This is a genomic window from Geminicoccus roseus DSM 18922, assembly GCF_000427665.1.
GTDB classification, from domain to species: domain Bacteria; phylum Pseudomonadota; class Alphaproteobacteria; order Geminicoccales; family Geminicoccaceae; genus Geminicoccus; species Geminicoccus roseus.
The window spans coordinates 1,872,011-1,897,598 of sequence record NZ_KE386572.1; the positions used below are offsets into that span (position 1 = coordinate 1,872,011).

Consider the following 25,588-nt stretch of genomic DNA (forward strand, 5'->3'; position numbering starts at 1 on the left):
GTCAGGTGCTGAGAGCTCTGATCACGTTCAACATGATGCTGATCTGTTATCTTTGAATATTCAGAGGTAGCAATCAGTGACAATTATATACATACTCGTAAAATACCAAATTCAAATTGTGTCTATTTGGAAAATAAAAGCAAATCTTTATGAATTAAACTCTAGTGTATTCAGAATAACTGGATTCTTCTGGAAACAAACATTAATAAAAGGACTAGCAATGGAAGCTGTTTTGATTATAGGCAGGATAGTAGTTAATCGCTTCGTGGGCAAGTGTTCATGTCGTGTATTAAGGGGTGCGTGCGGTGCTGCACGATGGCTGGCAGGAGCATGCCTCGGGCAGAACGAAAATCTGTTCGCGCGGCTGCGTCACCCGCCCAGGTTGCATGGAGGGATGGAAGCGAGCGGCTGGCCTTCAACGACCGCCACTTGGATGAACTGCGGGTTCAGGTGGGCGAAGCCCGGCCCTGCGGCGGAGCCCTTGTCTTCAGCCCCTCAGGCGTATGTTCTGTGGATCGAATGGCGCTTCCGCCGTGACGACAGCCGGATGCGCTTCTCCTACGATCTCGACCGACAGTCGGGTCCCCGCCAGGGCATGGCTGTTCTCTACATAGGCCAGCGCGATCGATTGCCGGATGCGATGCCCGTAACCTGCTGAGCCGACCAGGCCCACCGGCCGCTCGCCGTCGAGGACCCGTGCCACCGGGATGGCATCGACCCTGTCCCCATCCAGAAGCAGCGTCACCAGGCTCTGCCCGTACCCAGCCCGCCTGCGCATCAGGAGTCCTTCCCGCCCGATGAAGTCCGGCTTGGAGAGATCGACGAAGCGCTCCAAGCCCGCCTCATACGGGGTGTACTCCGTGACCAGATCGGTTCCCCAGGAGCGATAGGCTTTCTCCAGCCTCATACTCTCCAGCGCATAGATGCCAAAGTGCCGGAGGTCGAGACCGTGCCCCGCCGCGACCAGATGGCCATGGACCTCCCGGACATGCTCCATCGGCACGTGCAACTCGTAACCGAGTTCACCCGCGTAGGAGATACGCATCGCCCAGGCTCTTGCCGAACCGATAGTGACCGGCCGGCAGGCCATCCAGGGGAATGCCGCCTGATCGAGCGGCGCATCCGTCAACGGTGCCAGGATCTCCCGGGCCCGCGGCCCGGTCAGAAGCAGCGTGTCCAGCCGTGCAGTGAGATCCGTGATCGTGACGTCGTGCCCTTCCCGGTGCCAGGCCAGGGTGTCGAAATCGTGGTGCTGCGCCGAGGAGGCCGAGCACAGATAGAAGCGGTCCTCGTCCAGGCAGGCGACCGTGAATTCCGACCGGATACCTCCGGCAGGGGTGAGCGCATAGCCCAGGCTGACCCGCCCAGGCCGCGGCAGCCGAGAGCATAGCACCCGATCCAGCAGGGCAGACGCGCCTGGCCCGCTCACTTCGAACTTGCTGAAGCCCGGCAGGTCGAGCAGGCCTGCCGCCTCATGCACGGCCTGCACTTCGGCGGCCACGAACTCATGCCAGCCTGGCCGGCGGAAGGACGGCCTCTTAGCTTCGGCCGGCCCAAAGAAGGTCGGGCGCTCCCAGCCGCCGCGCACGCCGAACTGGGCTCCTTCGGCCTTGAGCAGGTCGTACAGGGGCGAGGTCTTCATCGGCCGGTGGGCCGGCCATTCCTGCACCGGAAACCCGATCGCGTACTCGTGCTGATAGAGTTCCAGGGCCTTTGCGACGGTATAGGATCTGGTTGCGAACCCGGTGAACCGCCGGGTGTCCAGGTTGAGGACGTCCCAGCCTGGCTCGCCCTGCGTGATCCACTCCGCGAGGATCCGACCTGCCCCACCACCCTGGCAGATGCCGAAGCTGAAGGCCGCGCAGTTCCAGAAGTTGGCCAGCCCGTGCACGGGGCCCAGGAGCGGCAGCCCGTCCGGGGTATAGGGAATCGGGCCGTTCACCACGCGCCGCACACCCACCGACCCCAGGATCGGCACACGCGCGCAAGCCAGCTCGATGTACGGTTCCAGCCTTTCCAGGTCGTCGTTCCAGAGCTGGTTGGCGAAGTCGGCCGGCAGTCCGTCCAGCCACGCCGCCCGGGCGTTCTCCTTCTCATAGGGGCCGAGAAGAAGTCCGTTGCGTTCCTGCCGAAGGTAGTAGCTGTCGTCCGGGTCGCGCAGCAGAGGCAGCAGACCAGATCGGGCCGCAAGCTCCGGGATCTCCTCGGTGACGAGATACTGGTGTTCCAAGGTCACGATCGGCAGATCCAGGCCGACCATGGCTCCGACTTCGCCCGCCCGATACCCGGCGGCATTCACCACATGCTCCGCCAGCACCTCGCCCTGGGGCGTCTCCAGGCGCCACATCCCGCCCGGTGTTCGGCTGATGGCGGTGACGGGGCAGCCGCGCCGGATCTCAGCACCGCCAGCCCGTGCCTCCTTGGCCAGGGCCTGGGTCACCATGGAGGGATCGATGTCGCCGTCCAGCGGATCGAGCAGCGCCCCTTCAAGCCCGTGCAGTTCCAGGAACGGGTGGATCGCTTTGGCTTCCGAAGGGGAAAGGACGCGGAAGTCCAGCCCCTGGGCCCTGGCCATGCCGGCGACATGCCGGAACTCGTCGAGCCTGTCCCTGGACTGCGCCAGCCGGAGAGAGCCGGTTACGTGGTAGGTGACGGCATGTTCGGGGTCGGCTGCAAGGCGGCGATAGAGTTCCAGGCTGTAGGCCTGCATGCGCATCACCGACCAGGATCCGGAGAAGGTCGGCGTGTTGCCGGCGGCATGCCAGGTGGAACCCGAGGTGAGCTCGGCTTTCTCCAACAGGAGAAGATCCTTCCAGCCGGCCTCCACCAGGTGCCAGAGCGTGCTGACTCCAGCAATCCCGCCGCCGATCACCACCACCCTTGCCTGTGTGCGCATGACCCTCTCCCGGCTGCTCCAGGCATCCATGGCGCGATTGGGGCAGCTGGGCCATCCTCGAAACGTCATTTCCTGGCGAACGCAGGGGAGAGGGCTGATGAAGCAATTTGATTGCAGGCCGGTCTTGATGGCGGGGGCCATTTCGGCCCTGCTTGGAGGCTGTGCGCCAGCCTATGTCGATAGCCGGGAAGCGCTGGCTCCGGCAGCGTCGAGTGGATCTGCGCCCCTCGCTGGACCGTCCGAACCGGACGGTGTGATCCCGTCCACCGCCAAGCCGCAGGATGTGGTGACGCCGTCGCCAGTGCCGGACCCGGGAGCAAATCTCGAGCCGGATACCAATCCGCCACTCCCACCACCCACGGAGCGTGTTCCCCCGACACCTCCCCTCTGGCCGTCGCCGCCTCCGAACTACAATGCCCAGCGCCCCGATGCTGCGCCGCTGGGCATCCCCAACCGGCCCCCGGCAAGCTGGCGCTACTGACGTCGTCCTGGGCTGCCCGATCAGTTGGCGAAGGCGGCCACGATCACCGGGACGGTGCCGATCACGGTGACGAATACCAGTAGCCCTCCCACTTCCAGCGCCCGACCAAGAAGGTCGGCGCTCAGGGGAGCCCGGTCCTTCCAGCGTGCGATCCGGTGGAACAGTGGCCGAGCAGGCCAACCTGGAACGGTCGCGATCATCCAAAGTCTCCTGGCTCTTCATGGCTCAGCGCCTGATGTAGGCATGTTCACGTAACGTTCCAGGATCATCAAGCACGAAATGAGAACATCGGCGGATTTTTCGGACGATGTGCCGAAAGCTCCTTCCTGCCTACTTGCCCCCTTCACGCCCTCGTGCGACCGCAGGGTCCTGCGATTTCACATGAACGGCCCGATCCATGCGTGCCCTGCTGGCAGTCATTCTGCTGTTCCTGACCCTGTTCCCGGCGGTTGCCCAGGAGGCGACACCTGCCGCTCCCTCGGCGGGCAAGATCAAGGAACTCTCGGCTCTGCTGGCTGATCCTGGGGTGCAGACCTGGTTGCAGGAATCGGCAGCGGCTGCGGCGACGTCTTCGCAATCTCCAGGACCCGGAAGCGCCGGCGCAGAGTCGGGCGCCCTGTCCGCCGTGTTCCTCGGATTGCAGGCGCATCTGCACGGCTTGGCTGCGGCAATGCCGCATCTGCCGGCCGAGTTCGCCCAGGCACGGCAGCGGCTGATCGTCGACGTGGCTGGAGTAGGGCTGCTTGGCACGCTGCTCTTGATCGCCGGCTTCGTCGCTCTCGGGCTTGGAACAGAATGGATCTTCTGGCGATCGACCAAGGGAGTCCGCCAGAAGATCGCGGCAGCACCGGTCGATTCGGTGGGGAATCGCCTCAAGATCATGGCGTTCCGTTTCCTGTTCGGGCTCTGCTGGATTGCCGCTTTTGCCATAGGGAGCCTTGGCGCGTGCCTGCTGTTCCCCTGGCCGCCCTTCCTGCGCACCTTGCTGCTGGGCGTCCTCACGGTGACGGTGGCGGCCCGTTTTGCCCTCGTGCTCGCCCGCTTCCTGCTATCTCCAGGCAACGAGCGGCTCCGCATCGTCCCGACCACGACCGAGGCGGCCTGGTACTGGACCTATCGCCTGACCGTCTTTGCCGGATACGCCGTGTTCGCGTGGGTCGCGCTCGACCTGATGTCGATGCTCGGTTTCGCTGGCTCCTCCCTCCGCCTCATCGGCTATCCGTTCGGCCTGGTGGCGCTGCTCATCCTGGCGGAGGCGATCTGGAACCAACCCGCAAGGGTTCCTGAGGGGACCCCGCCCTCGGTGGGGCACCGGATCGCCCTCATCGTCTATCTGACGATCGCCTGGCTGGTTGGTCGCGTCCTGGGCCTGCAGCCGATCTACAGCATCATGCTGGTGGCACTGCTCCTCCCGCTTGCGATCCGGATCAGCCACCGGGCCGTCCTGCACCTGCTCCGCCCGCTCGACCAGACGAAGGACAGCGAGTTGCCGGGGGAAGAGGCCGAAGCCGCCCCTCCCGTCGAGCCCTCCGAATTTCCCTCGACTTGGACGGTGGTGGTCGAACGCGGCCTGCGCCTGGTCTTCTTCGCGATCGGCGCGGCGTTCATCATTCAGAGCCTCGGCTTCGACGTGAACATGATGACGGCGAGTGACGACCTGCTGGCGCGTATGCTGCGCAGCATCGTCCGGGCCATCGCAATCCTGCTGGCTGCCGACCTGATCTGGCAGCTCGCCAAGGTCGCGATCGACAGGCAGCTGCGTGAAGCTGCCCGTGAAGGGGAGGCGGATCCGGCGGAGATCATCCGGCGACGTCAGCGGATCCGGACGCTCCTGCCGATCATCCGCAACATCCTGTTCATCGTCCTGGCCACGATGGCAATCCTGATGGCCCTGTCGACGCTGGGCATCGAGGTCGGCCCGCTCATCGCCGGAGCCGGGGTGGTGGGCGTGGCGATCGGTTTTGGCGCGCAGACCCTGGTCAAGGACGTGATCAGCGGGATGTTCTACCTCCTCGACGATGCCTTCCGCATCGGCGAGTACATCGTGAGCGGCAGCTACAAGGGCACGGTCGAGAGCTTCTCGCTGCGCTCGGTCAAGCTGCGCCATCATCGCGGCCCGCTCTACACGGTTCCCTTCGGTGAATTGGGCGCGATCCAGAACATGAGCCGGGACTGGGTGATCGACAAGCTGGCGATCAACGTCACCTACGACACCGATCTCGACAAGGCGAAGAAGATCATCAAGCAGATCGGCAAGGACCTGCTGGCCGATCCGGAACTGGGCCCTGGCTTCATCGAGCCGCTCAAGATGCAGGGCGTCGACAGCTTCGGCGATTTTGCGATGCAGATCCGCCTGAAGATGATGACCTATCCAGGCAAACAGTTCCCGATCCGCCGGCGCGCCTATGCGATGATCCGGCGCGCCTTCGCCGAGAACGGGATCGAGATCGCGGTGCCGACGGTGCGCGTGGCCGGCGGCGAGCAGAACGATGCAAGCGACGTGGTGGCGGCCAAGGCCGCCACCGATGCGCTGGCGGCCAAGGCCGTCAACGCCTGAAGCAGAGCAGGCGGGGCCGGTGGTCCCGCCCGCTTCTCACCATTCGACGTCGAAGCCGCCGCCGTCGTCGACCTGCGGCACCTCTTCCTCGTAGCCGGCATCCTCGTAGCCGCCGGCATCGTCCGCGGCGGGATCCTCGGCGGGCGCCGCCTCGGCGGCGCTCGGCGCGAACATCGACATCATCATGTTGCCGAGCAGCATGCCGCCGGCGACGCCCATGGCGGTCTGCATCGCACCAGCAAGGAACCCGCCGCCTTGGCCGCCCTGGAACATGCCCGGACGATAGCCCGGCGCATGGACTGGCGCCGGCGGCGGCATCACGTTGCGGCCGCCGCCGCCGAACAGATTGCTGAGGAAGCCGCCGCCACCGCCTCCAGCCGCCGCAGGCTGCTGGTTCTGCAGCTTCCACTCCAGCTCGCGGATCTTGTTCTGGCTCTCGGCCTGCGCGTGCTCGAGGAAGAAAGCCATCTGGGTGATGTAGTATTTCGTCTGCGGATCGCGCTGCATCAGCTGATCGATTTGGCGCTCGGCCTCGGGATCACGTGGAGCGTCCAGCTTCTTCATCCGTTCGAAGAAGTCCGCGATTGCCTTTTGGTCTTCGGCTGTCATGTCTGCCTCCTGGTCACCGGGCACGACGAATGGCCGGCAGGTCCGAGGGGACCTCCGGGGACACCAACGTCGCAGCTACGAGAACTCCGGACTTCATCGGCACCAACCCCGACATCGATGCCGGCCGTGGCTGGCCGACAGGGAAATCGGGGGTCCGACATCACGGAGCACGATCTGCGCTCCGCCAGAGGGGCCCGGACCCCGCTCATGCCCTTGAGATGGGCCCGCGAGCACCATGTTCAAGCGGCCGCCAACGCTGCGGGCGCATGATTAGTCCCATGAAGCCGAAGCGGCGTTCTGCAAGGCGATGAGCCGGCTTCGCTTGCCGATGATGGGCTGCTCTAGGGCGGTGGCCGAAATGGTGCCTCACCGGGGAAGACCTCACCATCTTCCATCTCCTGGATGCATCTGCGCCGGATCGAGTCGGATCGGAAGCATGACCCTGATCGCCGAATCGACCTCCGGAGGAATGTGGGTGGGATAGTGCTTGGACAGGATCCGCCGGAGCTTGGTGCCGGCGCGCGCGACGCTGTCGGTCGAGCCCTGCTCTTTCCATTCCTTGGGGGACGTGCGGTCGCTGACCGTTGGGTAAAGATACTCCGTCTGCATCAGGTCCAGGGTCTGCTGGTGGCCGAGATAGTGGCCCGGGCCTTCCAGGCAGACTTCTCGCATGGCCTCCAGGGACAGGGTCGCCTCGGTGATCTCGATGCCCTTGATGGTGCGCAGGATTGATCCCAGCATGTCGTCGTCGATGACGTAGCTCTCGAGACAGGAGCCCAGGAGGGAGGCATGCATCCCGACCGACTCGTAGACCAGGTTGAGGCCTGCCTGCCCGGCCAGAACGTTGGTGTACGCCTTCTCGAAACCTGCCTGCGAATCGGGGATCTTGCTGTCGGTCATGCCGGCGGCGCTGCCTGTAGGCAGATCATAGAACCGCCCCATCTGGGCGCAGGCGGCGGTGAGCAGGGCCTGCTCGCCCGAACCTCCTGACATGGCGCCGGTGCGGAGGTCCGACACGAACGGCCATGGGCCGAACAGCGCCGGCGCACCCGGCTTGAGCGCGTTGACATAGACGAGGCCGGCCAGGCATTCGGCCACCGTCTGGACCAGGGCGCCGGCGAGTGCGGCGGGAGCCGTGGCGCCTGCCTGGCCGGCCGAGAGCAGCAGAACGGGCATGCCGGCATAGACCGCTGTTTCCAGCGCGCTACAGGCATCATCCGCGAACCGCATGGGTGGAACAACGAAGCAGCAGGACAGAGACACGAACGGCTGCGCGCGCCATGCTGCTTCCGAACCGGCGATGGCATGGAACATGGGCAGGGCCGCCTGCAGGTGCTCTCCCTTCACGAACGAGGTGCCGACATGCTTCGCGGTGCCTGCGAGGCAGGCATAGGCGGTGTTGATGTCCATTTCGAACGGATCAGGGATGTCCCGAGGGACCACCGAGCGCTGGTAGAAGTGGACATTGTCCAGCCGGTCCACGAGCCGGGCAATGTCGTAGAGATCGCAGAGAGTCGATTCGCGGTACTCGCCTGTCCTCGCGTCGATCATGTGGACGGCGGCGCCGGCAGTCCCGAAATGAACACGATGTGCCGAAGGATGCAGGTCATGGCGGCGGTCGCGCCCGAACAGGGTGAAGTTCCGCGCGGCGCTGGCAACGGTGTCTTCCACCAGGGCCCTTGGAAAGAAGATCCGTGCGTCACGGTACTCGGCACCGGCCGCAGTCAGGGCCGCGACCGTAGAGGCCGGCGGCTGCCCGAAGCCGATCGTGGCAAGTGCGGTCAGCGCCGCCTCGTGAACACGCAGGACGTCCCGCGGGTCGAGTGGCAGAAAGCGACCGCCCATGATGCCGGGTCGGACAACCCGCGCGTCCTCCGACACTTCCCGCGCCCGCAACTCACGCCTCGCCTCCCGTCCCCCGCGCCGTCTGCCGTCCTGCTCCAAGACCATAGCCATGTGCGCCGCCTCCAGCGGGAGAGCCGGAACGGATCTACCCATGACAAATCTAGAATCGGCCAGATCGTTGGCGCCCGTCTGGATTCGACATGTGACGATGGAAGTCCGTCATCGGAGTGGCCCACCAGGGGTAGCAAAGGGCAGTACCGAACGCGGCAGGCAGAATCTCACCATTCGGAGGGGGGAGTGTGCTTTTCCCGCCGCCATGGTGCGCAGAGGAGGGATTCCCGGGACTACTCGCGCAATGCGGGAGGCAGGGCTATCGGATCCACCTTTCGTTTTGCACTGAGAATTACTGGTAAATAGCTGGAAACGCAGCACCGTCGACAGCCCGCAATCCGCTTGCGGGAGGCTGAACTGCTCAGTATGGATGGCCTTCTCGCGTAGTCAGCGAGGTTCGATTTTGTCCTGCGCGATATCTGAGTGGTCTTCTCACGCATGAGGTGGCTGATTCAGGAGATCATGCAGTTTTGCCGGCCATTCTTGAACAATCGTTCATCCAACAGAGGTGGACACCGGGGGGTGGTAGCCTCAATTGAACGATCTCCGTTGCATCATCACGGACAGCACCACCTCGTCTAAGTAGGTCTGCTGTCCTTCCCGGGGGATCGCTGAAGCAATGGGTCGAAGCAGGATCATCCAGGTGGGGCTGAGCGTGCTCGCCATCCTGGTGCTGGCCTGGTGGATGGACTGGCGCGCTGTTGCGCGCGTGGTCGATCAAGCCTCGCCGGCTTTGATCGTGTTGTGCATCGTCCTGTACGCTGCGCAGCGCTTCCTCATGGCCGGCAAATGGCTTCTCCTGCTGCGCGTCCATGGCGTTCGGATGGGACTGTTGCCGGCGACGTGGCTCTACAGCGCTGCAACGCTGGCGGGATCCTTCCTGCCTTCCACGGTGGGCGGCGACGCGATGCGTGTCGGCTGGCTGTGGCGCAATGGCGTCGACGCCAACGACGCCACTGCTTCGGTGGTCGTCGAGCGGGTCGTCGGTGCGTTCGTCACCATGGCCGCCGCGATGGTCGGCATGTTCTGGCTCGGGCGGTTCGCCAGCTTCTCCGAAGAGATGCACGGCATGATTTTTGTGGCCGCGGCCGTGATGGTGCTGATCGGCGCGGGGCTGGCATGGTCGTGGGCGGGCCCGTCCAGGCTGCGGATCGCGCTCAGCGAGAACCACATGGTCGGCCGTATGGTCGCACGCTTCCGGACCGCCTGGCTCCGGCAGGGGCGGCGCCCGGACGTCGTGGCGGTCTTCGCCGCGCTGACCCTGTTCGAGAGCATCTATTCCCTGTTCATGGGCTGGCTCACCGCGCATGCCCTGGGGATCGACGTCGCATTCGTCGATCTTGCCGCAGCCTATGCGGTGGCGCTGGCGATCACCCGCCTGCCGCTGACGATCGATGGCATCGGCGTCTACGAGGGGATCATGGCTCTCCTGCTTGGCACGGTCGCGGGATTGCCTGCAGCTGAAAGCGTCGCCCTGATCCTGGTCGGCCGCGTGCTGTTCCTGCTGGTTCATGGCGCTGGTGCCCTCATGTTTGCGATCCACGAGGGCCCCCTCGTCTCTCATGTCCCCGCCCGGTCGTCCTCAGTGCAGGCCAACTAAGTCTCCCGGCCACCGGTACGTTCAGGGCATCAGCCTTCTCGTTCCGGCACGCCTTGCCTGGACCAGCGGCAAGCCTATATCGGTCCCATGTACATCCTAGAAACCATGCTGGTCGTCCTGGTCCTCGCCACCGTCGGGGTGCTGCTGCTCGGGCTGGTCAGTTTCTTCAGGGGCGGCGTGTTCAACGCCAAGTACTCCAACATACTGATGCGGTGGCGCGTCGGTCTGCAGTTCGCGGCCCTTGCGGTGCTGGCGATCCTCTTCCTCGCCTACAGCTGAGGCAGAGCCGATGGTGCATCTGACCCGGATCTACACGCGCGGCGGTGACCAGGGACGCACTTCCCTCGGGGACGGATCCCGAGTGGCCAAGCATGCGCTGAGGGTCGAGGCGTATGGCAACGTGGACGAGGTGAACGCCGCGATCGGGATGGCCCGCCTCCATGCGGAAGGAGCGCTCGACGACGCTCTGGCCCGGATCCAGAACGACCTGTTCGACCTCGGAGCGGATTTGTGCCGCCCGGAGGATGGCACCGACAGCCATCTGCGGATCGCAGAGCAGCAGGTCGAGCGGCTGGAGCAGGAGATCGACCGCATCAATGCCGATCTCGAACCGCTATCCTCCTTCGTGCTGCCGGGCGGTACGCCGGCTGCCGCCTGTCTGCATCTGGCCCGGACCATCGCACGACGGGCCGAGCGCAGCCTCGTCCAGTTGAGCGAGCAGGAAGCCGTCAATCCGGCAGCCCTGCGTTACCTCAACCGGCTCTCGGACCACCTCTTCGTTCTGTCGCGTTCAGCCAACGGTGGCGGGACAAAGGACGTGCTTTGGGTGCCGGGGGCCAACCGCTGAACACGTTCGGGCGTGACAACATCAGGCCAGGAGTGGTGTGATCCGCACGAACAGGCAGCGGCAGCCCTGATTGACAGGGTAAGGGGGGCGTCTTATCGCCCTTGTGCGTTGCAATACGAATCGGGTAGCCGACTGCGGGTGCGCTCGTTGAAGCCGCGTCGGACGGAACAGGTGGCGCGATGAAGGTCCTCGTACCCGTCAAGCGGGTGGTCGATTACAACGTCAAGATCAGGGTCAAGGCGGACAAGTCCGGCGTCGACGTTGCCAACGTCAAGATGTCGATGAACCCGTTCGACGAGATCGCGTGCGAGCAGGCGATCCGCCTGAAGGAAGCCGGCGTCGCCACGGAGATCGTGGCGGTATCGGCGGGCGAGCCTAAGGCCCAGGAGACCCTGCGGACCGCTCTTGCCATGGGGGCGGATCGTGCGGTGCTGATCGAAAGCGCCGACGAACTCCAGCCGCTCGCCGTCGCCAAGCTGCTGGCTGCCATCGTGAAGAAGGAGGAGCCCCAGCTTGTCCTGATGGGCAAGCAGGCGATCGACGACGACAGCAACCAGACAGGCCAGATGCTCGCCGCCCTGCTGGGCTGGCCGCAAGCGACCTTCGTCAGCAAGCTGACGGTCGAGGGCGGCGAGGCCGAGGCCGGGCGCGAGGTCGACGAGGGGTTGCAGACCATCGCGGTGCCTTTGCCGGCCGTGGTGACGGTCGACCTGCGGCTGAACGAGCCGCGCTATGCGTCGCTGCCCAACATCATGAAGGCCAAGAAGAAGCCGCTCGACACGCTCAAGCCGGCCGAGCTCGGGGTCGATATCGCTCCGCGCCTGCAGTACGTGCAGGTCGAGGAGCCCGCCGCGCGCAAGGCCGGCGTGAAGGTCACCTCGGTGCAGGAACTGGTGCAGAAGCTGAAGAGCGAAGGTGGAGTGCTGGCATGAGCGTCCTGGTTGTTGCCGAGCTCGATGCCGGCGGGGTCGCCAAGGCCTCCCTTTCCGCCATCACCGCAGCCAGCCAGCTGGGCGGCCCGGTCCATCTTCTACTCCTGGGCGCAGGCGTCGATGCGGGCGCAGCGTCGAAGGTAGCGGGCGTGGAGAAGGTGCTGGTGGGTGATGCTCCCCATCTGGCCCACCCATCGGCGGAGGACGCCGCCGCCATCCTGGTCGCCCTTGCGGCGGGCTACGACCATCTGGTCGCGGCTTCCACCAGCTTCGGCAAGAACGTGATGCCGCGCGTGGCGGCCCTGCTCGACATCGCCCAGGTGAGCGATGTGGTCGAAGTGCTCGGAGCCGACCGGTTCAAGCGCTACATCTATGCCGGCAACGCGCTTGCGACAGTCGTCAGCACCGACCCCAAGCGGGTTCTGACCATCCGTACCACCTCCTTCGCGCCCGCAGCCGCCGAGGGCGGTTCCGCCAGCGTCGAGACGATCGATCTTCCGCAAGCTTCGGGCCTGTCCAGCTTTGTCGGACAGGAAGTCAGCAAGAGCGAGCGGCCTGAGCTGACCTCGGCGCGGATCGTTGTGTCGGGTGGCCGTGGCATGGGTTCCGGCGAGAACTTCAAGCTCCTGGACGAGCTTGCGGACGCGCTCGGCGCCGCAGTGGGCGCCAGCCGTGCCGCGGTCGACGCCGGCTTTGTGCCGAACGACTACCAGGTCGGGCAGACCGGCAAGATCGTCGCTCCTGACCTCTATGTCGCGGTGGGGATCTCCGGCGCCATCCAGCATCTGGCCGGCATGAAGGACTCGAAGGTCATCGTCGCGATCAACAAGGATGAAGAGGCACCGATGTTCCAGGTCGCCGATTTCGGCCTGGTTGGCGACCTCTTCAAGATCATCCCTGAGCTCACCGAAGAAGTGAAACGAGCGAAATCGTCCTGACCCCAGCACGGTACCGGAGCCTCCAGCCGATGGCGCAGCCTGCACAGCATCCTCCGATCCCCGAAATCACCACGATCGGTGTGATCGGTGCCGGCCAGATGGGAAGCGGCATCGCCCAGGTTGGCTCCCTGGCCGGCTACCGGGTCAGGCTCGTGGACGTGAACCCGGAGCAACTTGCGACGGCGATGGGCAAGATCGCCGTGGGGCTGGACCGGCTGGTGAAGAAAGGCCAGCTCACCGACGCGGATAAGGACGTCGCGGTCGGCCGCATCTCGTCGCATGGCTCGGTTGCCGACCTGTCGGATTGCGAACTGGTGGTGGAGGCCGCCACCGAGAACGAGCAGATCAAGAAGGCGATCTTCAAGGAACTCCTGCCGCACCTGCGGGCGGATGCGATCATCGCGTCGAACACCAGCTCGATCTCGATCACCCGGCTGGCGGCCTCCACGGACCGGCCCGAGCGCTTCATCGGCATGCACTTCATGAACCCCGTGCCGGCCATGAAGCTGATCGAGGTGATCCGCGGGATCGCCACCGAGGAGGATACCTACCTCGCGATCCGCGCGGTCACCGAGAAGCTGGGCAAGGCGCCGGTGACCGCCGAGGATTTTCCGGCCTTCATCGTCAACCGCATCCTGCTGCCGATGATCAACGAGGCGGTCTATACGCTGTATGAAGGCGTCGGCAACGTCGACAGCATCGACACCGCGATGAAGCTCGGCGCCAATCACCCGATGGGCCCGCTGGAACTGGCGGACTTCATCGGCCTGGATACCTGCCTGGCGGTGATGCAGGTCCTCTACGAGGGCCTTGCGGACAGCAAGTACCGGCCGTGTCCGCTGCTGGTGAAGTATGTCGAGGCGGGCTGGCTCGGGCGCAAGGTGAAGCGGGGCTTCTACGACTACCGAGGCGAGCATCCCGTCCCAACCCGCTGATCGCGGACGCGGCCGTGCATGCATCCAGGATGTCGCCCCGGATGATTCCGGGGGATCGGCACCCCACATGACGAGGATAAGCCCGTGTCACGGGCGATGCTTCGGCGAGCGGAGCGGCCTTGGTGGAAGGGAACGCGAACTTGGGTACTAGATCATCGGGGCTGGTGGTCGTGCTCCTGGCGCTTGCTGGATGGTCCGGCTCGGCCGGGGCAGTCGATCTGGCATCGCATCGTGCTGCCTACCGCCTGAGCCTGGCCGAAGGCGGCCAGGGCACCGTCACCTCCGTGCGCGGCGGCCTCGTGATGGAGTGGAAGAAGTCCTGCGACGGATGGACCAGCAACCAGCGGCTGGCCTTCCAGGCGGGGCAGGCGGAAGGCCCGGACTTCTCCTATGACGTGCGGTTCTCGTCCTGGGAATCCACCCAGAACGACCAGCTGCGCTTCTCGGTACGCTCCTTCGACAACGGCAAGTTGTTCGAGGAATTCCGCGGCGAGGCTGTGCTGCCCGGTTCCGGCGACGGCGAGGCTCATTTCACCGTGCCCGAGGAACAGTCGGTTGCGCTTCCTGCCGGGACCCTGTTTCCCACCCGGCACATCAAGGCGCTGATTGCGGCTGCCGAGCGCGGCGAGAATTTTGTGTCGGTCCCGGTCTTCGATGGCAGCGGGCTGGACGCGCTCAGCAATGTCAGCGCGGTGATCGGCAAGCAATGGCCCCCGGGCCCCGATCACCCTGAAGCGTGGACCATGAATCTTGCCTATCACGACCTGACCGTCCGGTCCGAGGAGCCCGAGTTCGAGCTGAGCTTCAGGCTGCGAGCGGATGGCGTCACCGACGACATCACCCTCGACTATGGCCAGTTCGTCCTGCACGGCACGCTCGACCAGCTCGAGAAGCTGCCGGAGCCCAGCTGCGAGTAGGCAGCGGATTCGGCCCCTCAGCCGTCGGCGAGAGACCGTCCGAGCCAGGCGGCTCCGCGCACCCCGGAGCTGTCGCCGTGCACAGGCGGCAGCAGCCTGGTCCGGATGTCGTCGGAGAACGTGTAGCGGTGCCACCGCCTGGGCACATTGGCATAGATGCGGCTGGCATTGGACAGGCCGCCGGCGAGCACGATCACGTCGGGATCCAGAATGCTCATGATCGTGCCTAGCGCCCGCGCCAGCCGGTCCTCGTAGATGTTCATGCTGCGGTCGCAGGCATGGTCGCCCGTCTGCGCCTTCTCCACGATCTCAGGGGCGCTGAGATCGGCGCCGAAGCGCTGCCGGTGGTCCATCGCCAGGGCCGGCCCGGACAGCCAGGTCTCCACGCAGCCGAAACGGCCACAGTAGCAGGCGGGGCCGGGCAGCTCATCGGCTTGGGTCGCTGGCAGCGGGATATGGCCCCATTCCCCGCCGATCGCGTTCGGACCGGTCAGGAGTTGGCCGTTGACGACGATGCCGCCGCCAACGCCGGTGCCAAGGATCGCCGTAAAGACAACCGGCGCGCCCGCTCCAGCCCCGTCGGTTGCTTCGGAAAGAGCCAGGCAGTTCGCATCGTTGGCAAATGCGACCGGCCGCTTCATCCGGTCCATCAGGTCCTGGTCGAACCGCCGGCCGTTCAGCCAAGTGAGATTGGCGTTCTTGATTTGGCCGTTGCCTGGAGAGATCGCGCCGGGATGGCAGATACCGACCGAGCCGACGCTGCCAAGCTCCTCTTCCGCCTCGAGAACCAGGGCGACCATTCCGTCCAGCGTGGCCTCGTAGGAGCCACGCGGCGTCGGGCGCCTGCGGCGGAGAAGCTCCCGCCCGTCCGGGCCCAGGGCGATGATCTCCATCTTGGTGCCGCCCAGGTCGATGCCGAAGGAAATCGGTCTGGTCATGAAAGCATCCTCCTGAACTCGCCTCGATAGCCCGGATCAGCGGGGTGGTCACCTGCCATCGGGCTATCCTGTCCTCAGGAGGGCGCTGCTTCGAGTTCCTCGCGGATGGTGGGCCGGCTCTCGGAGGTCCTGCGGACCCGCGTGACCTTGGTGCGAACCGAAGGACAGGCCTGGGCGCAGCCGATGGCGAGCATGGCCGTATAGAACATGGCGATGGCCGGCATCTGGATGGAGAAGTCCACCAGCGCATGCAAGCCGACCAGCAGCGTCCCGCCCACGGCGGCCAAGGCAAACACCCGGTCTCGGCGGCGCCGGAACACGCCGCGCACGCAGACCCCGAACAGGATCGCTACCGCACCATAGAGAAGGAGGGTCGCCGGGACCCCGATCTCCAGCATGTGCTCGATATAGGTGTTGTGGGCGAGGTCGTAGATCAGGGTGAACCGCTCGTCGACGCTGGTCTGGAACACGGCCTGGAAGGAGCCCAGGCCGTGACCGAGCCAGGGCCGGTCGCCGATCAGCTCCATCGAGATGGTCCAGGCCGCGAGCCGCCCGGCCGCCGTAACATCGAACTGCATGTCGAGCTTCTCCAGCCGCGCCAGCACGCCTTCGCCGCTGGCCGCCACGATCCAGAGGCCCGCCACCGCCACGGCCAGCACGCTGACCGCGATGAAGCTCGCGCGAGGGCGCACCGCAGCGAGCACGATGATCAGCATCAGGGGCAGGGCCACCACGGCGCTCAGGAAGCCGCCGCGGGAATGGCTGAGGATCGAGGCCGTCGCCACGATGAAGAAGGCCATCAGCTTGAGCAGCAGCGCCGGGGTGATCGTCTGGAACATCTCGACGACCCGGGCGCGCAGGCTGGAGCCGGGACCGTTCTCGAAATCTTCGGCCAGCCGGGCGAGGATCAGGACCAGGCCAAGGTTGGCGAAGGTGGCCCAGGAGTTCCGGTTGACGAAGGTGGAGGTGACGTCGCCTTCATAGGCGACCGGTCCGAACCCGGCGACGGTCTCGAAGTCAAGGATCCAGGCGATCAGGCCGTAAAGCGCATAGGCCGTCACGATGACCATCATGGCGGTGTAGATCAGGTCGGCGAGCTTGCGGTCGGTGGCGGCGACCAGGACCGCCACGAACATGGCGGCATAGCCGCTGAAGCGGATCACCTGGTAGACGCCGGCATCGGGGTCGATCGAGATCGAGCCCACGCCTTCGCCATCCGGAGCATAGGTCCACCCGGGATGGGCGAAGGGAACGCCCATGTCCGGCACGACCTGGATGACCATCCACGCCACCACCGCCAGGACCAGCACGCCGGCGATGAGGACGGGTGCGGTGAATGGTCGCCTCTCCGGCAGGGAGGGCAGGAACATCGCCAGCGCGGCCGTCGCCGTGCACAGCACGGTGAAGGTCAGGGCGGCCATGGGGATGACGCTGCCCAGAGGCCAGGGGGCCGCCGCCAGCAGCAGGCAGAGCCAGACTGCAAGCGCAAGGCGCAGATGCCGCACAGACATGAAGGTCCTCGCCGATTTCTTGCTGGGCTCCGGTTTGGACCGTGAAAAGGGCTCAGGACAACAAAAAGAATGCGTCGCACCTGCGCGGTCAGCACCCTTGTTCGCAAGCGCAAAATCGGTAATATCCGGCGCAGAAAAATAGGGGGTACGACCCATGCGACGCTTGTTGCTATCGGTTAGCGCCGTTGCCGCCCTGGCAGCCGGCATCAGCTTTGGAAGCTCCGCCGCCCAGGCGGATGTGACGCCTTACTATACGACCTACACCGTGTTCGGTCAGCCGAAGCAGGTGACGGTCGTTCGTGAGACGCTGTTCGAGATCTACGGGTTCTGGCCCGCGGGCTTCGAGCCGATCGATGCCTCGACCAATCCTCGCCCGGTCAACCAGGAACTCGGTGTCCTTCCTTCGGGTTCGGGCATCGGCTTCGTTCGCCGCGCGACGCTGTACTGGAAGTTCAACAGTGACACCGGCTTCTACGAGCCGAAGGTCACGCTGACCATGTACGACTATGCGACGGTCGACTACCTGAACGATCCGGCCCGCAACCCGGCCGGCACCATCCCGGTCGGTCTGACCGGTCCGGGTGGCAATCCGTTCATCAACCCGATCACCAACCAGCCGATCGGAACGGTCAGCCCGGTCACCACGAGCTAATCGACCTCACGATCATTGGATCTTGATGATGCGCGCTCGACCCCGGGGACGAATCGTCACTTTGGGCGGGCGCGTATTCATTTGCGCCCTGTTCCTTGTTGCCCTGGCCTTTGCGGGCCGGGAGTTCGCCGCGACGATTGAGCGCGTCGGCGGGCCGGCCCCGCTCACGCTGCTGAGCGCCGGCGGAACGCTTACGCCGCAGGCATCGCGCCGTCTCGACGCGGTGTGCGAGGCGACCCTCGATATTTCGCGGACCGCGGACTCCCTGCGCTATTGCGGGCTTGCCGACCTGGTCGCGCGCCCGGGCGATACCGAGGCCGAGACATCCGACCGCTATGCCCGCGCTGCTACCTATCTGGAAGACTCCCTGAACCGCTCGCCGTTCAGCGGGATCACCTGGCTCTACCTGACTGCCGCCCATCTCGCCAAAGGCGATGCCGAGGCCGCGGCCGAGAGCTTCGATACCTCCTACGAGATAGCCCCCATCGCGGTGAGCATGCAGGGCATGCGCCTGGGCATCGGCCTGAACATGATCGAGTCGATGAAGCCGATCACGCTGATGAGCCTCGATTCCGAGATCATCATGATGGGCCGGCGCGACCCGCGCTATCTGCACTCCCTCGCCAAGTCGACCAACCAGCTGCGCTACGTGGCGTCCGCGCTGACGGCCGACCTGGAGATCTTCGCGCGCTTCATGCGCATCGTCCGTGAACCACCGCCTGGAATTCGTCGATGAGACTTGCCCTTGGCGCCCTTCTGCTCGCCCTGGCATCGCTCGGACCGGCCAAAGCCGCCCAGTACAGCACGATTGATGCGGCGGAGATCGAGCGCCTCCTGGGGGGCACCGAGCAGGAGAAGGCAGTCGCGACCTTCTATCTGGGCGGCGCGCTCGATGCCCTGTCGATGACCAACACGATGATGGCCGAGCAGGGCACGCCCCTGTACTGCCCGTCGGCGGAGGAGGATCTCCAGCCCGGCACGGTGGCGCCCAGGCTGCTCGAGCACATCGCCGAGCTTCGCCGCAAGCCACGGGCGCGCGATGCCCTGCAGCAGCTCACCACCAGCACCATCCTCCTGGTCCTGCTGACGATCGACTATCCATGCGAACTCGGCGACGGCGAGGGGCTGCTGCCCTCGCCGTGACCGATCGTCGTCAGCGCCCGGCGCGCAGGGCCGGGGTGTGAACCGGCGCGTCCCATAGCTCCGTCAGGCGCGCATCGAGAGCGGTGACCGTCACCGAGCAGCCTGCCATCTCCAGCGAGGTGGTGTAGTTGCCGACCAGCGAGCGGGCCACCTTCAGGCCGCGGTCGGCCAGGATCGCGCTCGCCTGCTCGAACATCAGGTAGAGCTCCATCAGCGGCGTGCCGCCAAAGCCGTTCACGTGCAGCAGCACCTCCTGGCCCTTGGCGGGGGCGAGGTCCTGCAGGATGGCGCCGGTCATCTGCTCCGCGATGGCGCGGGCGGGCGCCAGCTTCTCCCGGCGCCGCCCCGGCTCGCCATGGATGCCGACCCCCATCTCCATCTCGTCATGCTCGAGGGTGAAGGTCGGGGAGCCGGCGGCCGGGACCAGGCATGAGGTGAACGCCACGCCCATCGAGCGGGTGCGCGCGACCACGTCGTCGCCCAGCGCCTTCAGCGCCGACAAGTCCGCGCCGGCCTCGGCGGCGGCGCCGGTGATCTTCTCGACGATCATCGTGCCGGCCACGCCGCGCCGGCCGGTCGTGAAGCTGGAATCTTCCACTGCGACGTCGTCGACCACCAGTACGCTGGCGCTCTCGCCCTCGGCCATCTCGGCGGCCATCTCGAAGTTCATCACGTCGCCGGCATAGTTCTTCACGATCCACAGCGTGCCGGCCCCACCGCTGACGGCGGCGGCCGCGGCGATCATCTGGTCGGGCGTGGGCGAGGTGAAGACATGGCCGGGGCAGGCGGCGTCCAGCATGCCGTGGCCGACAAAGCCGGCATGGAGCGGCTCGTGGCCGGAGCCGCCGCCGGAGATCAGCGCGACCTTGCCCGGCCGGGTCGGCTCGCGGCGGCGGACGAACATCGGGTCCAGCGAGACCTCGACCAGGTCCGCATGGGCCCGGCCGAAGCCGGCCAGGCTTTCCACCAGGATGTTGTCGACGTCGTTGATGAACTTCTTCACGTGGTTCCTCCCTCGGATGGATCGAGCGGCTTCTCGGCGACCGTCCCGGCCTCCTTGTCGATCACCAGGCGGCCCCGGTGGAAGCCGGTCACGGACGGACGGTGGGCGATCGAGATGATCGAGGCGTGCGGCAGCCGCTCGATGACCGTGCGGTACATCCGCTCCTCGGTGGCAGGATCCAGCGCCGAGGTCGCCTCGTCCAGGAACAGCCAGTCGGGTGCGAGCAGGAGGGCGCGGGCGAAGGCCAGGCGCTGCTGCTCGCCGGGCGACAGGCTCATCGACCAGTTGGCCGATTCGTCCAGCCTGGTGGTCAGGTGCTCCAGCCGGCACAGGGTCAGCGCCTCGCGCAGGGCCTCGTCGTCGCCGAGCTCGGTGGTCCTGGGATAGAGCAGCGCCTCGCGCAGCGAGCCCACCGGCATGTAGGGCTTTTGCGGCACGAACAGGACCTCGGCCCCGCCGGGCGTGCGGATCTGCCCGCTGCCGAACGGCCAGAGTCCGGCCAGCACCCGGAACAGGGTGGTCTTGCCGCTGCCCGAGGGGCCCTGCAGGACCAGGCGGGAGCCCGGCGGGATGGTCAGGTCGACGCCGTGCAGCAAGGGTGCGCCATTGGGCAGGCGGACCTCGACCCCGTCGATCCGCAGATCCCTGCCGTCATGCGGCTGCACGACCAGCCCGCCATCCTTCTGCTGCGCACGCGCCTCCTCCATGGTCTCGCCAAAGCCGGTGAGCCGGTCGACCACCGCCTTCCAGTCGGCCAGGACGTCGAAATTGTCGACGAACCAGGACAGGCTGCCCTGGACCTGGGCGAAGGCGCCGGCGGTCTGGGTGAGCACGCCGAACGCGATCTCGCCGCTGAAGTAGCGCGGCGCCTGCATGACCAGCGGGAAGATGCTGGCGACCTGGGCGTAGAACACGGTCAGCCAGGTCAGGCGCTTGTACAGGGTCATGTACTGCCACCAGGTCTCGTAGATCCGCCCGAACGCCTCGCGCAGCTTGGAGCGCTCCTGCGGCTCGCCGCCATAAAGGGCGATGCTCTCGGCGTTCTCGCGGGTGCGGATCATCCGGTAGCGAAAGTCGGCGTTGTAGCGTTCCAGGGCGAAGTTGACCTGGACCAGCCTTCGGCCGACCAGATAGGTCAGGTAGGAGCCCAGGATGGCGTAGAGGATCGCCGTCCAGAACATGTAGGCGGGAACCTCGATGCCGCCCAGGACCGGCAGGGTGATCGAGCCGGACAGGTTCCACAGCACCACCGTGAAGGTGACCAGGGTCGCCACCTCGGAAATCAGGCCCAGCACGATCGACAGGGTGCGGCTGGTGAACGAGTTCACGTCCTGCTCGATGCGCTGTTCCGGATTGTCGGTGCCGGTATGGCTCAGCTCCATCCGGTAGTAGGTGCGGTCGCGCAGCCAGTCGCCGTAGTAGACGTCGGTGAGCCAGCGCCGCCAGCGGATGGTGAGGAACTGGGTGAGCCAGAGGCGGTACACCGCGATGACGATGTAGACGATCACCAGGCCGGTGAACGAGAAGAACAGGGATTCGAAGCTCTCGACCGACCAGAGCAGGTTCCAGAAGGTCGTCGCGTCCTTCTCCTGCATGGCGGTGAAGAAGTCGCGGTTCCAGGTGTTGAGGTTCTTGCTCATCCACACCAGGAAGAAGTTCATCGCGAGGATGACGCCGATCAGAGTCAGCGCCAGGCCACGTTCCTCGGACTTCAGGAAGTAGGGTTTCGCCAGCACCCATACCTTGCCGAGGAAGGACTTGGTCTCGGCGATCTTGTTGGTCAGGTCCTGGCCGCGGCCGGCCCGTTTGCGCTTGCGTTCGGCCGTGCCGATCAATGAAGGTCTCCGTCGTCCTGGCGTCGGCGCGGATCATAGGCAGTCGGGCGTTCCCGGAAAGCCACGCTCGCGCACGTCCGCGCGAGGTCGAGCCCCAGGCATGATCGGGACCCGCCCATGGTCGCTGCCAGTAACCCGACCCGCCGCGCTGGCGTCAAGCGGCGGGACCGGCCAGGCCTTCAGCCGCCGGCGGTGCGCTCCTTCGCCAGCTTCTGCCGATAGGCCTCGGCCTCCCAGCCCATCAGGGCCGCGACCTCCGCCTCGGGCAGGTAGACCATCTCGGCATCGGCCGGGAAGCGCTCCAGGACCAGGGCCAGGCACAGGGCCAGCTCGTCGCCGGCGGCACCCAGATCGGCCTTCACCAGGGCGCCGGCCTTCTCGACCAGGACCAGCTTGGCCGGCTCGTCCGCCGGGATCGCGGTGGTGCCGGCCGGGTAGGCGCCGATCCGGTCGGCCAGGAAGATCGCATGGTCCGGCCAGCCCACCCCGCCGGTGGCCAGCTTCATCCGGCGCGGGTCCAGGGCGACCTCGTGGGTCTTGGCATGGACCGGCAGGCGCCAGCCGGGCGAGGCGGACAGGATGCGCTGGAGGGCGACCTCGTCCGGGGTGCCGGACGCCGCCACCGGCAGGGAGATGCGGGCCTCCAGCTCGCGGTGCAGCTCCTCCAGCTCCTCGATGCTGTCCGCGCCGTAGACCACGCCATGGTTCTTCAGGACCAGGACGTCGGCCGGGCGCTCGGCCATGGCGGCGGCGACCGCCCGGGTCAGCGGCACGCCCGGCATCACGTAGGGGATCCAACGCCAGGCCAGCCCGTCCAGCCGGGCGGCGATCCGCGCCTCGCCGTCCTTGGCGGCGGCGAACGCGATGCCCGCCACCGAATGGGTGTGGCTGACGAACTTGTGCGGCAGGAGCGCGTGCAGGCTGGTCTCGATCGAGGGGCGCAACGTGCCTTCCAGCACCTCGGGCTTGGCCGGCTCGTCCTCGCCGGCCTCGATCCGGGCGCGCACGCCGGACAGGCGCAGCGGCACGAACACGTTCTCCGCCAGCGCGTCCTTCAGCTGCAGCCCGGACGCCTTTACCCAGAGCGTGTCGTCGACCTTCACCGAGGTGTTGCCGCCCGCTGCCTGGACCACGGCCGGATCGGCGCCGATCCTGGCCGAGAACGCGCGCAGTGCTTCCAGATCCGTGTTCACCCCGAGGCCTCCCTGGTTCCGGCCTGATGCCGGCCTCCTCCTTAGCGCGGGCACCGGCAGGACGCGAGATGTTCGATACAAATGTTCGGGATGCGATCAAACGATCCTGGTTCCGTCGCCCGCCCCGAGCAGGCATGGTCCGCCGCCGCCGCCGCCGCCGCCGCGCCGCAAAGGAAACCGCATGAGTGCCAGCACCCGGACCAGGACCGAACAGGTCGCCTCGCATCGGCTGGCGCCGATCACCCCGGACGAGATCACTCGTGCCGTGGCGGCGGTGCGGCAGAGCGGCCGGCTGGGGGAGCGCGGCTGGTTCGAGACGGTGACGCTGGCGGAGCCGGCCAAGCAGGACGACGGAACCGGCCGCCACGCCTTTGTCTGCGCGCACGACCCCGACCGGGGCATGACCATGCAGGGCCTGGTGGAGCTGGCGGGCGGCCGGCTCCTCCGTCTCGACGACCTGCCCGGGCGGCAGGCGCGGATCACCATGGACGAGTTCATCGAGGTGGGCGACTGGGTCCGCGACCACCCGCTGTTCCGGGCGGCGCTGGCCAGGCGCGGCATCGACGACCCGTCTCTGGTCCAGGTGGAGCCCTGGGCGGCCGGGCAGTTCGGGCACCAGGAGGAGCAGGGCCGGCGGCTGGCCTTCACCCATGCCTGGGCGCGCCTGCACGAGCAGGACAATGTCTATGGCCGCCCGGTCGCCGGGCTGCACCTGCTGGTGGACCTGGACCGGCGCGAGGTCCTGGCGGTCAAGGACCTGGACGACCCGCCGCCGCTGGGGCCGGAGCCGTCCAACTACCGGCCGGGCCAGGCGGGACCGATGCGCACCGACCTGAAGCCGCTCGACATCGTCCAGCCGGACGGGCCGTCCTTCACGGTCGAGGGCTACCATGTCCGCTGGGCGGACTGGTCGTTCCATGTCGGCTGGTCGCCGCGCGAGGGGCTGATCCTCTATGATCTCGCTTGGATGGACGGGCCGCGCAAGCGCCCGGTGATGTGGCGCGGTGCCGTGTCGGAAATGGTGGTGCCCTATGGCTCGCCGTCCGAGGGGGATTACCGGCGCAACGCCTTCGACGTTGGCGAGTACGGGATCGGCCAGCTGGCCGACAGCCTGAAGCTGGGCTGCGACTGCCTGGGGCAGATCCATTATTTCGACATGACCGTCCACGACCTGGCCGGCCGGCCGACCGTGATCGAGCAGGCGGTCTGCCTGCACGAGGAGGACGACGGCATCCTGTTCAAGCACACCGACCTGATCGGCGGGGTCGACGTGCGGCGCGGGCGACGGCTGGTGGTCTCGTTCCTGGTGACGGTCGGCAACTATGTCTACGGGGTCTACTGGTCCCTGAAGCTGGACGGCACCATCGCCTGCGAGGTGAAGGCCACCGGCATCGTGTTCACCAGCGGGATGCGCGGGCCGGGCGACCTCGCCTATGGCACCCAGGTGGCGCCGGGCGTGCAGGCCCATGTCCACCAGCATGTCTTCAACTTCCGCCTGGACATGGATGTCGACGGCAGCGCGAACCGGGTGCGGGAGCTGGACTTCGCCGCGGCGCCTCCCGGCCCGGACAACCCGTTCGGCAATGCCATCCTCCACGAGGGCCGGGTGTTCCGGCGCGAGGGCGAGGCGCGGGGGTGCATCGACCTGGCGAGGGCCAGGCGCTGGCGGGTGGAGAGCGCCCAGGCCAGCAACCGGTTCGGCCAGCCCACCGCCTACGAGCTGGTGCCGGGCGCCAACGCCCTGCCGTTCCTGACGGAGGACTCGCCGATCCGGCAGCGGGCGGGCTTCATGGATTCTCATGTCTGGGTCACCGCCTTCCAGCCGGACGAGCTGCACGCCGCCGGCTGGTACCCGAACCAGAACCCGGGGCCGGACGGGCTGCCGGTCTGGCAGGCGCAGGACCGCGACCTGGACGGGACCGACCTGGTGCTCTGGTACACCGCCAACCTGCACCACCTGCCCCGGCCGGAGGATTTCCCGATCCAGCCGGTGGTGCGGATCGGCTTCGAGCTGGTGCCGTTCGGCTTCTTCGACCGCAACCCGGCGCTGAACGTGCCGCCGGCCTCGGCGGGGACATGCTGCGGGCACGGCGCCGGCTGAGCGGAGCGGCTGCTCGGGTTCGTTCGTGCAAAAAACGTGGCGGCGGATGTCCTGGGTTCGTTTGGGCGGCGTGGGACGGCGGTTGCCCGGGTTCGTTTGTGCAAAACGTGGTGTCGGCGGACGTCTCGGGGCCGCTTGGACGGCTGGGGCGGCTCCCGCTCGGGTTCGTTCGTGCAAAACGTGATGTCGGCTGGCATCCCGGGTTCGTTTGGGACGGGCGGGACGACTGCCGCTCGGGTTCGTTCGTGCAGATCGCGGTGGCGGGCGTCCCGGGGTCGCTTGGGACGGGCGGGGCGGCGGCCGCTTGGGTTCGTTCGTGCAGAACGTGGTGTCGGCGGCGTCCTGGGTTCGTTGGGCCGGGCTGGGGCGGCTGCCGCTCGGGTTCGTTTGTGCAAAACGTAGTGTCGGCGGGCGTCCCGGGGTCGCTTGGGAAGGGCGGGAGGACCGCCGCTCGGGTTCGTTCGTGCAGAACGTGGTGTCGGGCGTCCCGGGCTCGTTGGGATGGGCTGGGGCGGCCGCCGCTCGGGTTCGTTTGGGCGAACCG

General features: G+C 66.5%; 21 protein-coding genes. 12 read left to right on the top strand and 9 right to left on the bottom strand.

Annotation, left to right across the window (positions count from 1 at the left end; all coding sequences use genetic code 11):
- Positions 1 to 487 precede the first annotated feature (487 nt).
- Positions 488 to 2,896, bottom strand: a complete 2,409-nt coding sequence (locus GEMRO_RS0109925; RefSeq protein WP_027133855.1) for a GcvT family protein — start codon at positions 2,894 to 2,896, stop codon at positions 488 to 490.
- A gap of 501 nt (positions 2,897 to 3,397) precedes the next feature.
- A complete protein-coding gene (locus GEMRO_RS0109930) occupies positions 3,398 to 3,577 on the bottom strand; it encodes a hypothetical protein (protein ID WP_027133856.1) in 180 nt (59 codons plus the stop codon).
- Positions 3,578 to 3,774: 197 nt separating this feature from the next.
- Here GEMRO_RS0109930 and GEMRO_RS0109935 point away from each other — a divergent pair, with 197 nt between their 5' ends.
- Positions 3,775 to 5,934 (top strand): mechanosensitive ion channel family protein, encoded by a 2,160-nt coding sequence (locus GEMRO_RS0109935; RefSeq protein WP_027133857.1) that lies wholly within the window; start codon positions 3,775 to 3,777, stop codon positions 5,932 to 5,934.
- A 36-nt stretch (positions 5,935 to 5,970) separates the two neighbouring features.
- Here the strand turns inward: GEMRO_RS0109935 and GEMRO_RS28850 are convergent, their stop codons facing one another.
- On the bottom strand, positions 5,971 to 6,543 hold the full coding sequence (locus GEMRO_RS28850) for a DUF2076 domain-containing protein (protein WP_051328908.1): 573 nt from the start codon (positions 6,541 to 6,543) through the stop codon (positions 5,971 to 5,973).
- A gap of 381 nt (positions 6,544 to 6,924) precedes the next feature.
- On the bottom strand, positions 6,925 to 8,499 hold the full coding sequence (locus tag GEMRO_RS28855; RefSeq protein WP_051328909.1) for a trimethylamine methyltransferase family protein: 1,575 nt from the start codon (positions 8,497 to 8,499) through the stop codon (positions 6,925 to 6,927).
- A 643-nt stretch (positions 8,500 to 9,142) separates the two neighbouring features.
- Here GEMRO_RS28855 and GEMRO_RS0109950 point away from each other — a divergent pair.
- The 7 genes from GEMRO_RS0109950 (at position 9,143) to GEMRO_RS0109980 (ending at position 14,668) form a co-directional block, all read left to right on the top strand.
- The gene (locus GEMRO_RS0109950; protein WP_169728356.1) at positions 9,143 to 10,099 is read left to right on the top strand and encodes a lysylphosphatidylglycerol synthase transmembrane domain-containing protein; all 957 of its coding nucleotides are present in this window, start codon (positions 9,143 to 9,145) and stop codon (positions 10,097 to 10,099) included.
- Positions 10,100 to 10,186: 87 nt separating this feature from the next.
- The gene (locus GEMRO_RS0109955) at positions 10,187 to 10,378 is read left to right on the top strand and encodes a twin transmembrane helix small protein (RefSeq protein WP_027133859.1); all 192 of its coding nucleotides are present in this window, start codon (positions 10,187 to 10,189) and stop codon (positions 10,376 to 10,378) included.
- Positions 10,379 to 10,388: 10 nt separating this feature from the next.
- Positions 10,389 to 10,946, top strand: coding sequence for a cob(I)yrinic acid a,c-diamide adenosyltransferase (locus tag GEMRO_RS0109960; protein WP_027133860.1), 558 nt, complete (start codon positions 10,389 to 10,391; stop codon positions 10,944 to 10,946).
- A gap of 179 nt (positions 10,947 to 11,125) precedes the next feature.
- Positions 11,126 to 11,878 carry an electron transfer flavoprotein subunit beta/FixA family protein gene (locus GEMRO_RS0109965; protein ID WP_027133861.1) on the top strand — a complete coding sequence of 251 codons (753 nt, stop codon included), beginning with the start codon at positions 11,126 to 11,128 and terminating at the stop codon, positions 11,876 to 11,878.
- A complete protein-coding gene (locus GEMRO_RS0109970) occupies positions 11,875 to 12,816 on the top strand; it encodes an electron transfer flavoprotein subunit alpha/FixB family protein (protein ID WP_027133862.1) in 942 nt (313 codons plus the stop codon). The genes GEMRO_RS0109965 and GEMRO_RS0109970 overlap by 4 nt, the downstream gene beginning before the upstream one ends.
- 29 nt (positions 12,817 to 12,845) lie before the next feature.
- The gene (locus tag GEMRO_RS0109975; RefSeq protein WP_051328910.1) at positions 12,846 to 13,751 is read left to right on the top strand and encodes a 3-hydroxybutyryl-CoA dehydrogenase; all 906 of its coding nucleotides are present in this window, start codon (positions 12,846 to 12,848) and stop codon (positions 13,749 to 13,751) included.
- Positions 13,752 to 13,873: 122 nt separating this feature from the next.
- The gene (locus GEMRO_RS0109980) at positions 13,874 to 14,668 is read left to right on the top strand and encodes a cell envelope integrity EipB family protein (protein ID WP_169728357.1); all 795 of its coding nucleotides are present in this window, start codon (positions 13,874 to 13,876) and stop codon (positions 14,666 to 14,668) included.
- A gap of 17 nt (positions 14,669 to 14,685) precedes the next feature.
- On the opposite strand, the gene GEMRO_RS0109985 is transcribed toward GEMRO_RS0109980, so the two are convergent.
- Entirely contained in the window at positions 14,686 to 15,606 is a 921-nt protein-coding gene (locus GEMRO_RS0109985; RefSeq protein ID WP_027133865.1) for an ROK family protein, read from the bottom strand.
- 74 nt (positions 15,607 to 15,680) lie between these two features.
- Positions 15,681 to 17,117: an O-antigen ligase family protein gene (locus GEMRO_RS0109990; RefSeq protein ID WP_027133866.1), complete on the bottom strand. Its 1,437-nt coding sequence runs from the start codon at positions 17,115 to 17,117 to the stop codon at positions 15,681 to 15,683.
- A 154-nt stretch (positions 17,118 to 17,271) separates the two neighbouring features.
- On the opposite strand from GEMRO_RS0109990, the gene GEMRO_RS0109995 reads away from it, so the two are divergent.
- The 3 genes from GEMRO_RS0109995 to GEMRO_RS0110005 are packed head-to-tail and all read left to right on the top strand — an operon-like array spanning position 17,272 to position 18,912.
- Positions 17,272 to 17,769, top strand: a complete 498-nt coding sequence (locus GEMRO_RS0109995) for a hypothetical protein (RefSeq protein ID WP_169728358.1) — start codon at positions 17,272 to 17,274, stop codon at positions 17,767 to 17,769.
- Positions 17,770 to 17,791: 22 nt separating this feature from the next.
- Positions 17,792 to 18,505 (top strand): hypothetical protein, encoded by a 714-nt coding sequence (locus GEMRO_RS0110000; protein WP_157505533.1) that lies wholly within the window; start codon positions 17,792 to 17,794, stop codon positions 18,503 to 18,505.
- A complete protein-coding gene (locus GEMRO_RS0110005) occupies positions 18,502 to 18,912 on the top strand; it encodes a hypothetical protein (protein ID WP_027133869.1) in 411 nt (136 codons plus the stop codon). The genes GEMRO_RS0110000 and GEMRO_RS0110005 overlap by 4 nt, the downstream gene beginning before the upstream one ends.
- 10 nt (positions 18,913 to 18,922) lie before the next feature.
- On the opposite strand, the gene dhaK is transcribed toward GEMRO_RS0110005, so the two are convergent.
- The 3 genes from dhaK to GEMRO_RS0110020 all read right to left on the bottom strand — a co-directional run bounded on the left by dhaK (position 18,923) and on the right by GEMRO_RS0110020 (position 22,943).
- On the bottom strand, positions 18,923 to 19,915 hold the full coding sequence (gene dhaK / locus GEMRO_RS0110010) for a dihydroxyacetone kinase subunit DhaK (RefSeq protein WP_027133870.1): 993 nt from the start codon (positions 19,913 to 19,915) through the stop codon (positions 18,923 to 18,925).
- Positions 19,912 to 21,750 (bottom strand): ABC transporter ATP-binding protein/permease, encoded by a 1,839-nt coding sequence (locus tag GEMRO_RS0110015; protein ID WP_051328911.1) that lies wholly within the window; start codon positions 21,748 to 21,750, stop codon positions 19,912 to 19,914. The genes dhaK and GEMRO_RS0110015 overlap by 4 nt, the downstream gene beginning before the upstream one ends.
- Positions 21,751 to 21,929: 179 nt before the next feature.
- A complete protein-coding gene (locus tag GEMRO_RS0110020; RefSeq protein WP_027133872.1) occupies positions 21,930 to 22,943 on the bottom strand; it encodes a class II aldolase/adducin family protein in 1,014 nt (337 codons plus the stop codon).
- A gap of 181 nt (positions 22,944 to 23,124) precedes the next feature.
- On the opposite strand from GEMRO_RS0110020, the gene GEMRO_RS0110025 reads away from it, so the two are divergent.
- Positions 23,125 to 25,044 carry a primary-amine oxidase gene (locus GEMRO_RS0110025; RefSeq protein ID WP_027133873.1) on the top strand — a complete coding sequence of 640 codons (1,920 nt, stop codon included), beginning with the start codon at positions 23,125 to 23,127 and terminating at the stop codon, positions 25,042 to 25,044.
- Positions 25,045 to 25,588 lie beyond the last annotated feature (544 nt).

Excerpts from the sequence above, each read along its gene's own strand:
- GEMRO_RS0109970 (WP_027133862.1), top strand. The coding sequence starts at position 11,875 with ATGAGCGTCCTGGTTGTTGCCGAGCTCGATGCCGGCGGGGTCGCCAAG.
- GEMRO_RS0109960 (WP_027133860.1), top strand. The coding sequence starts at position 10,389 with ATGGTGCATCTGACCCGGATCTACACGCGCGGCGGTGACCAGGGACGC.
- GEMRO_RS28855 (WP_051328909.1), bottom strand. The coding sequence starts at position 8,499 with ATGGCTATGGTCTTGGAGCAGGACGGCAGACGGCGCGGGGGACGGGAG.
- GEMRO_RS0109935 (WP_027133857.1), top strand. The coding sequence starts at position 3,775 with ATGCGTGCCCTGCTGGCAGTCATTCTGCTGTTCCTGACCCTGTTCCCG.
- GEMRO_RS0109925 (WP_027133855.1), bottom strand. The coding sequence starts at position 2,896 with ATGCGCACACAGGCAAGGGTGGTGGTGATCGGCGGCGGGATTGCTGGA.
- GEMRO_RS0110005 (WP_027133869.1), top strand. The coding sequence starts at position 18,502 with ATGAGACTTGCCCTTGGCGCCCTTCTGCTCGCCCTGGCATCGCTCGGA.
- GEMRO_RS0109930 (WP_027133856.1), bottom strand. The coding sequence starts at position 3,577 with ATGATCGCGACCGTTCCAGGTTGGCCTGCTCGGCCACTGTTCCACCGG.
- GEMRO_RS0110025 (WP_027133873.1), top strand. The coding sequence starts at position 23,125 with ATGAGTGCCAGCACCCGGACCAGGACCGAACAGGTCGCCTCGCATCGG.
- GEMRO_RS0109965 (WP_027133861.1), top strand. The coding sequence starts at position 11,126 with ATGAAGGTCCTCGTACCCGTCAAGCGGGTGGTCGATTACAACGTCAAG.
- GEMRO_RS0109990 (WP_027133866.1), bottom strand. The coding sequence starts at position 17,117 with ATGTCTGTGCGGCATCTGCGCCTTGCGCTTGCAGTCTGGCTCTGCCTG.
- GEMRO_RS0109985 (WP_027133865.1), bottom strand. The coding sequence starts at position 15,606 with ATGACCAGACCGATTTCCTTCGGCATCGACCTGGGCGGCACCAAGATG.
- GEMRO_RS0109955 (WP_027133859.1), top strand. The coding sequence starts at position 10,187 with ATGTACATCCTAGAAACCATGCTGGTCGTCCTGGTCCTCGCCACCGTC.
- GEMRO_RS28850 (WP_051328908.1), bottom strand. The coding sequence starts at position 6,543 with ATGACAGCCGAAGACCAAAAGGCAATCGCGGACTTCTTCGAACGGATG.
- GEMRO_RS0109975 (WP_051328910.1), top strand. The coding sequence starts at position 12,846 with ATGGCGCAGCCTGCACAGCATCCTCCGATCCCCGAAATCACCACGATC.
- GEMRO_RS0109995 (WP_169728358.1), top strand. The coding sequence starts at position 17,272 with ATGCGACGCTTGTTGCTATCGGTTAGCGCCGTTGCCGCCCTGGCAGCC.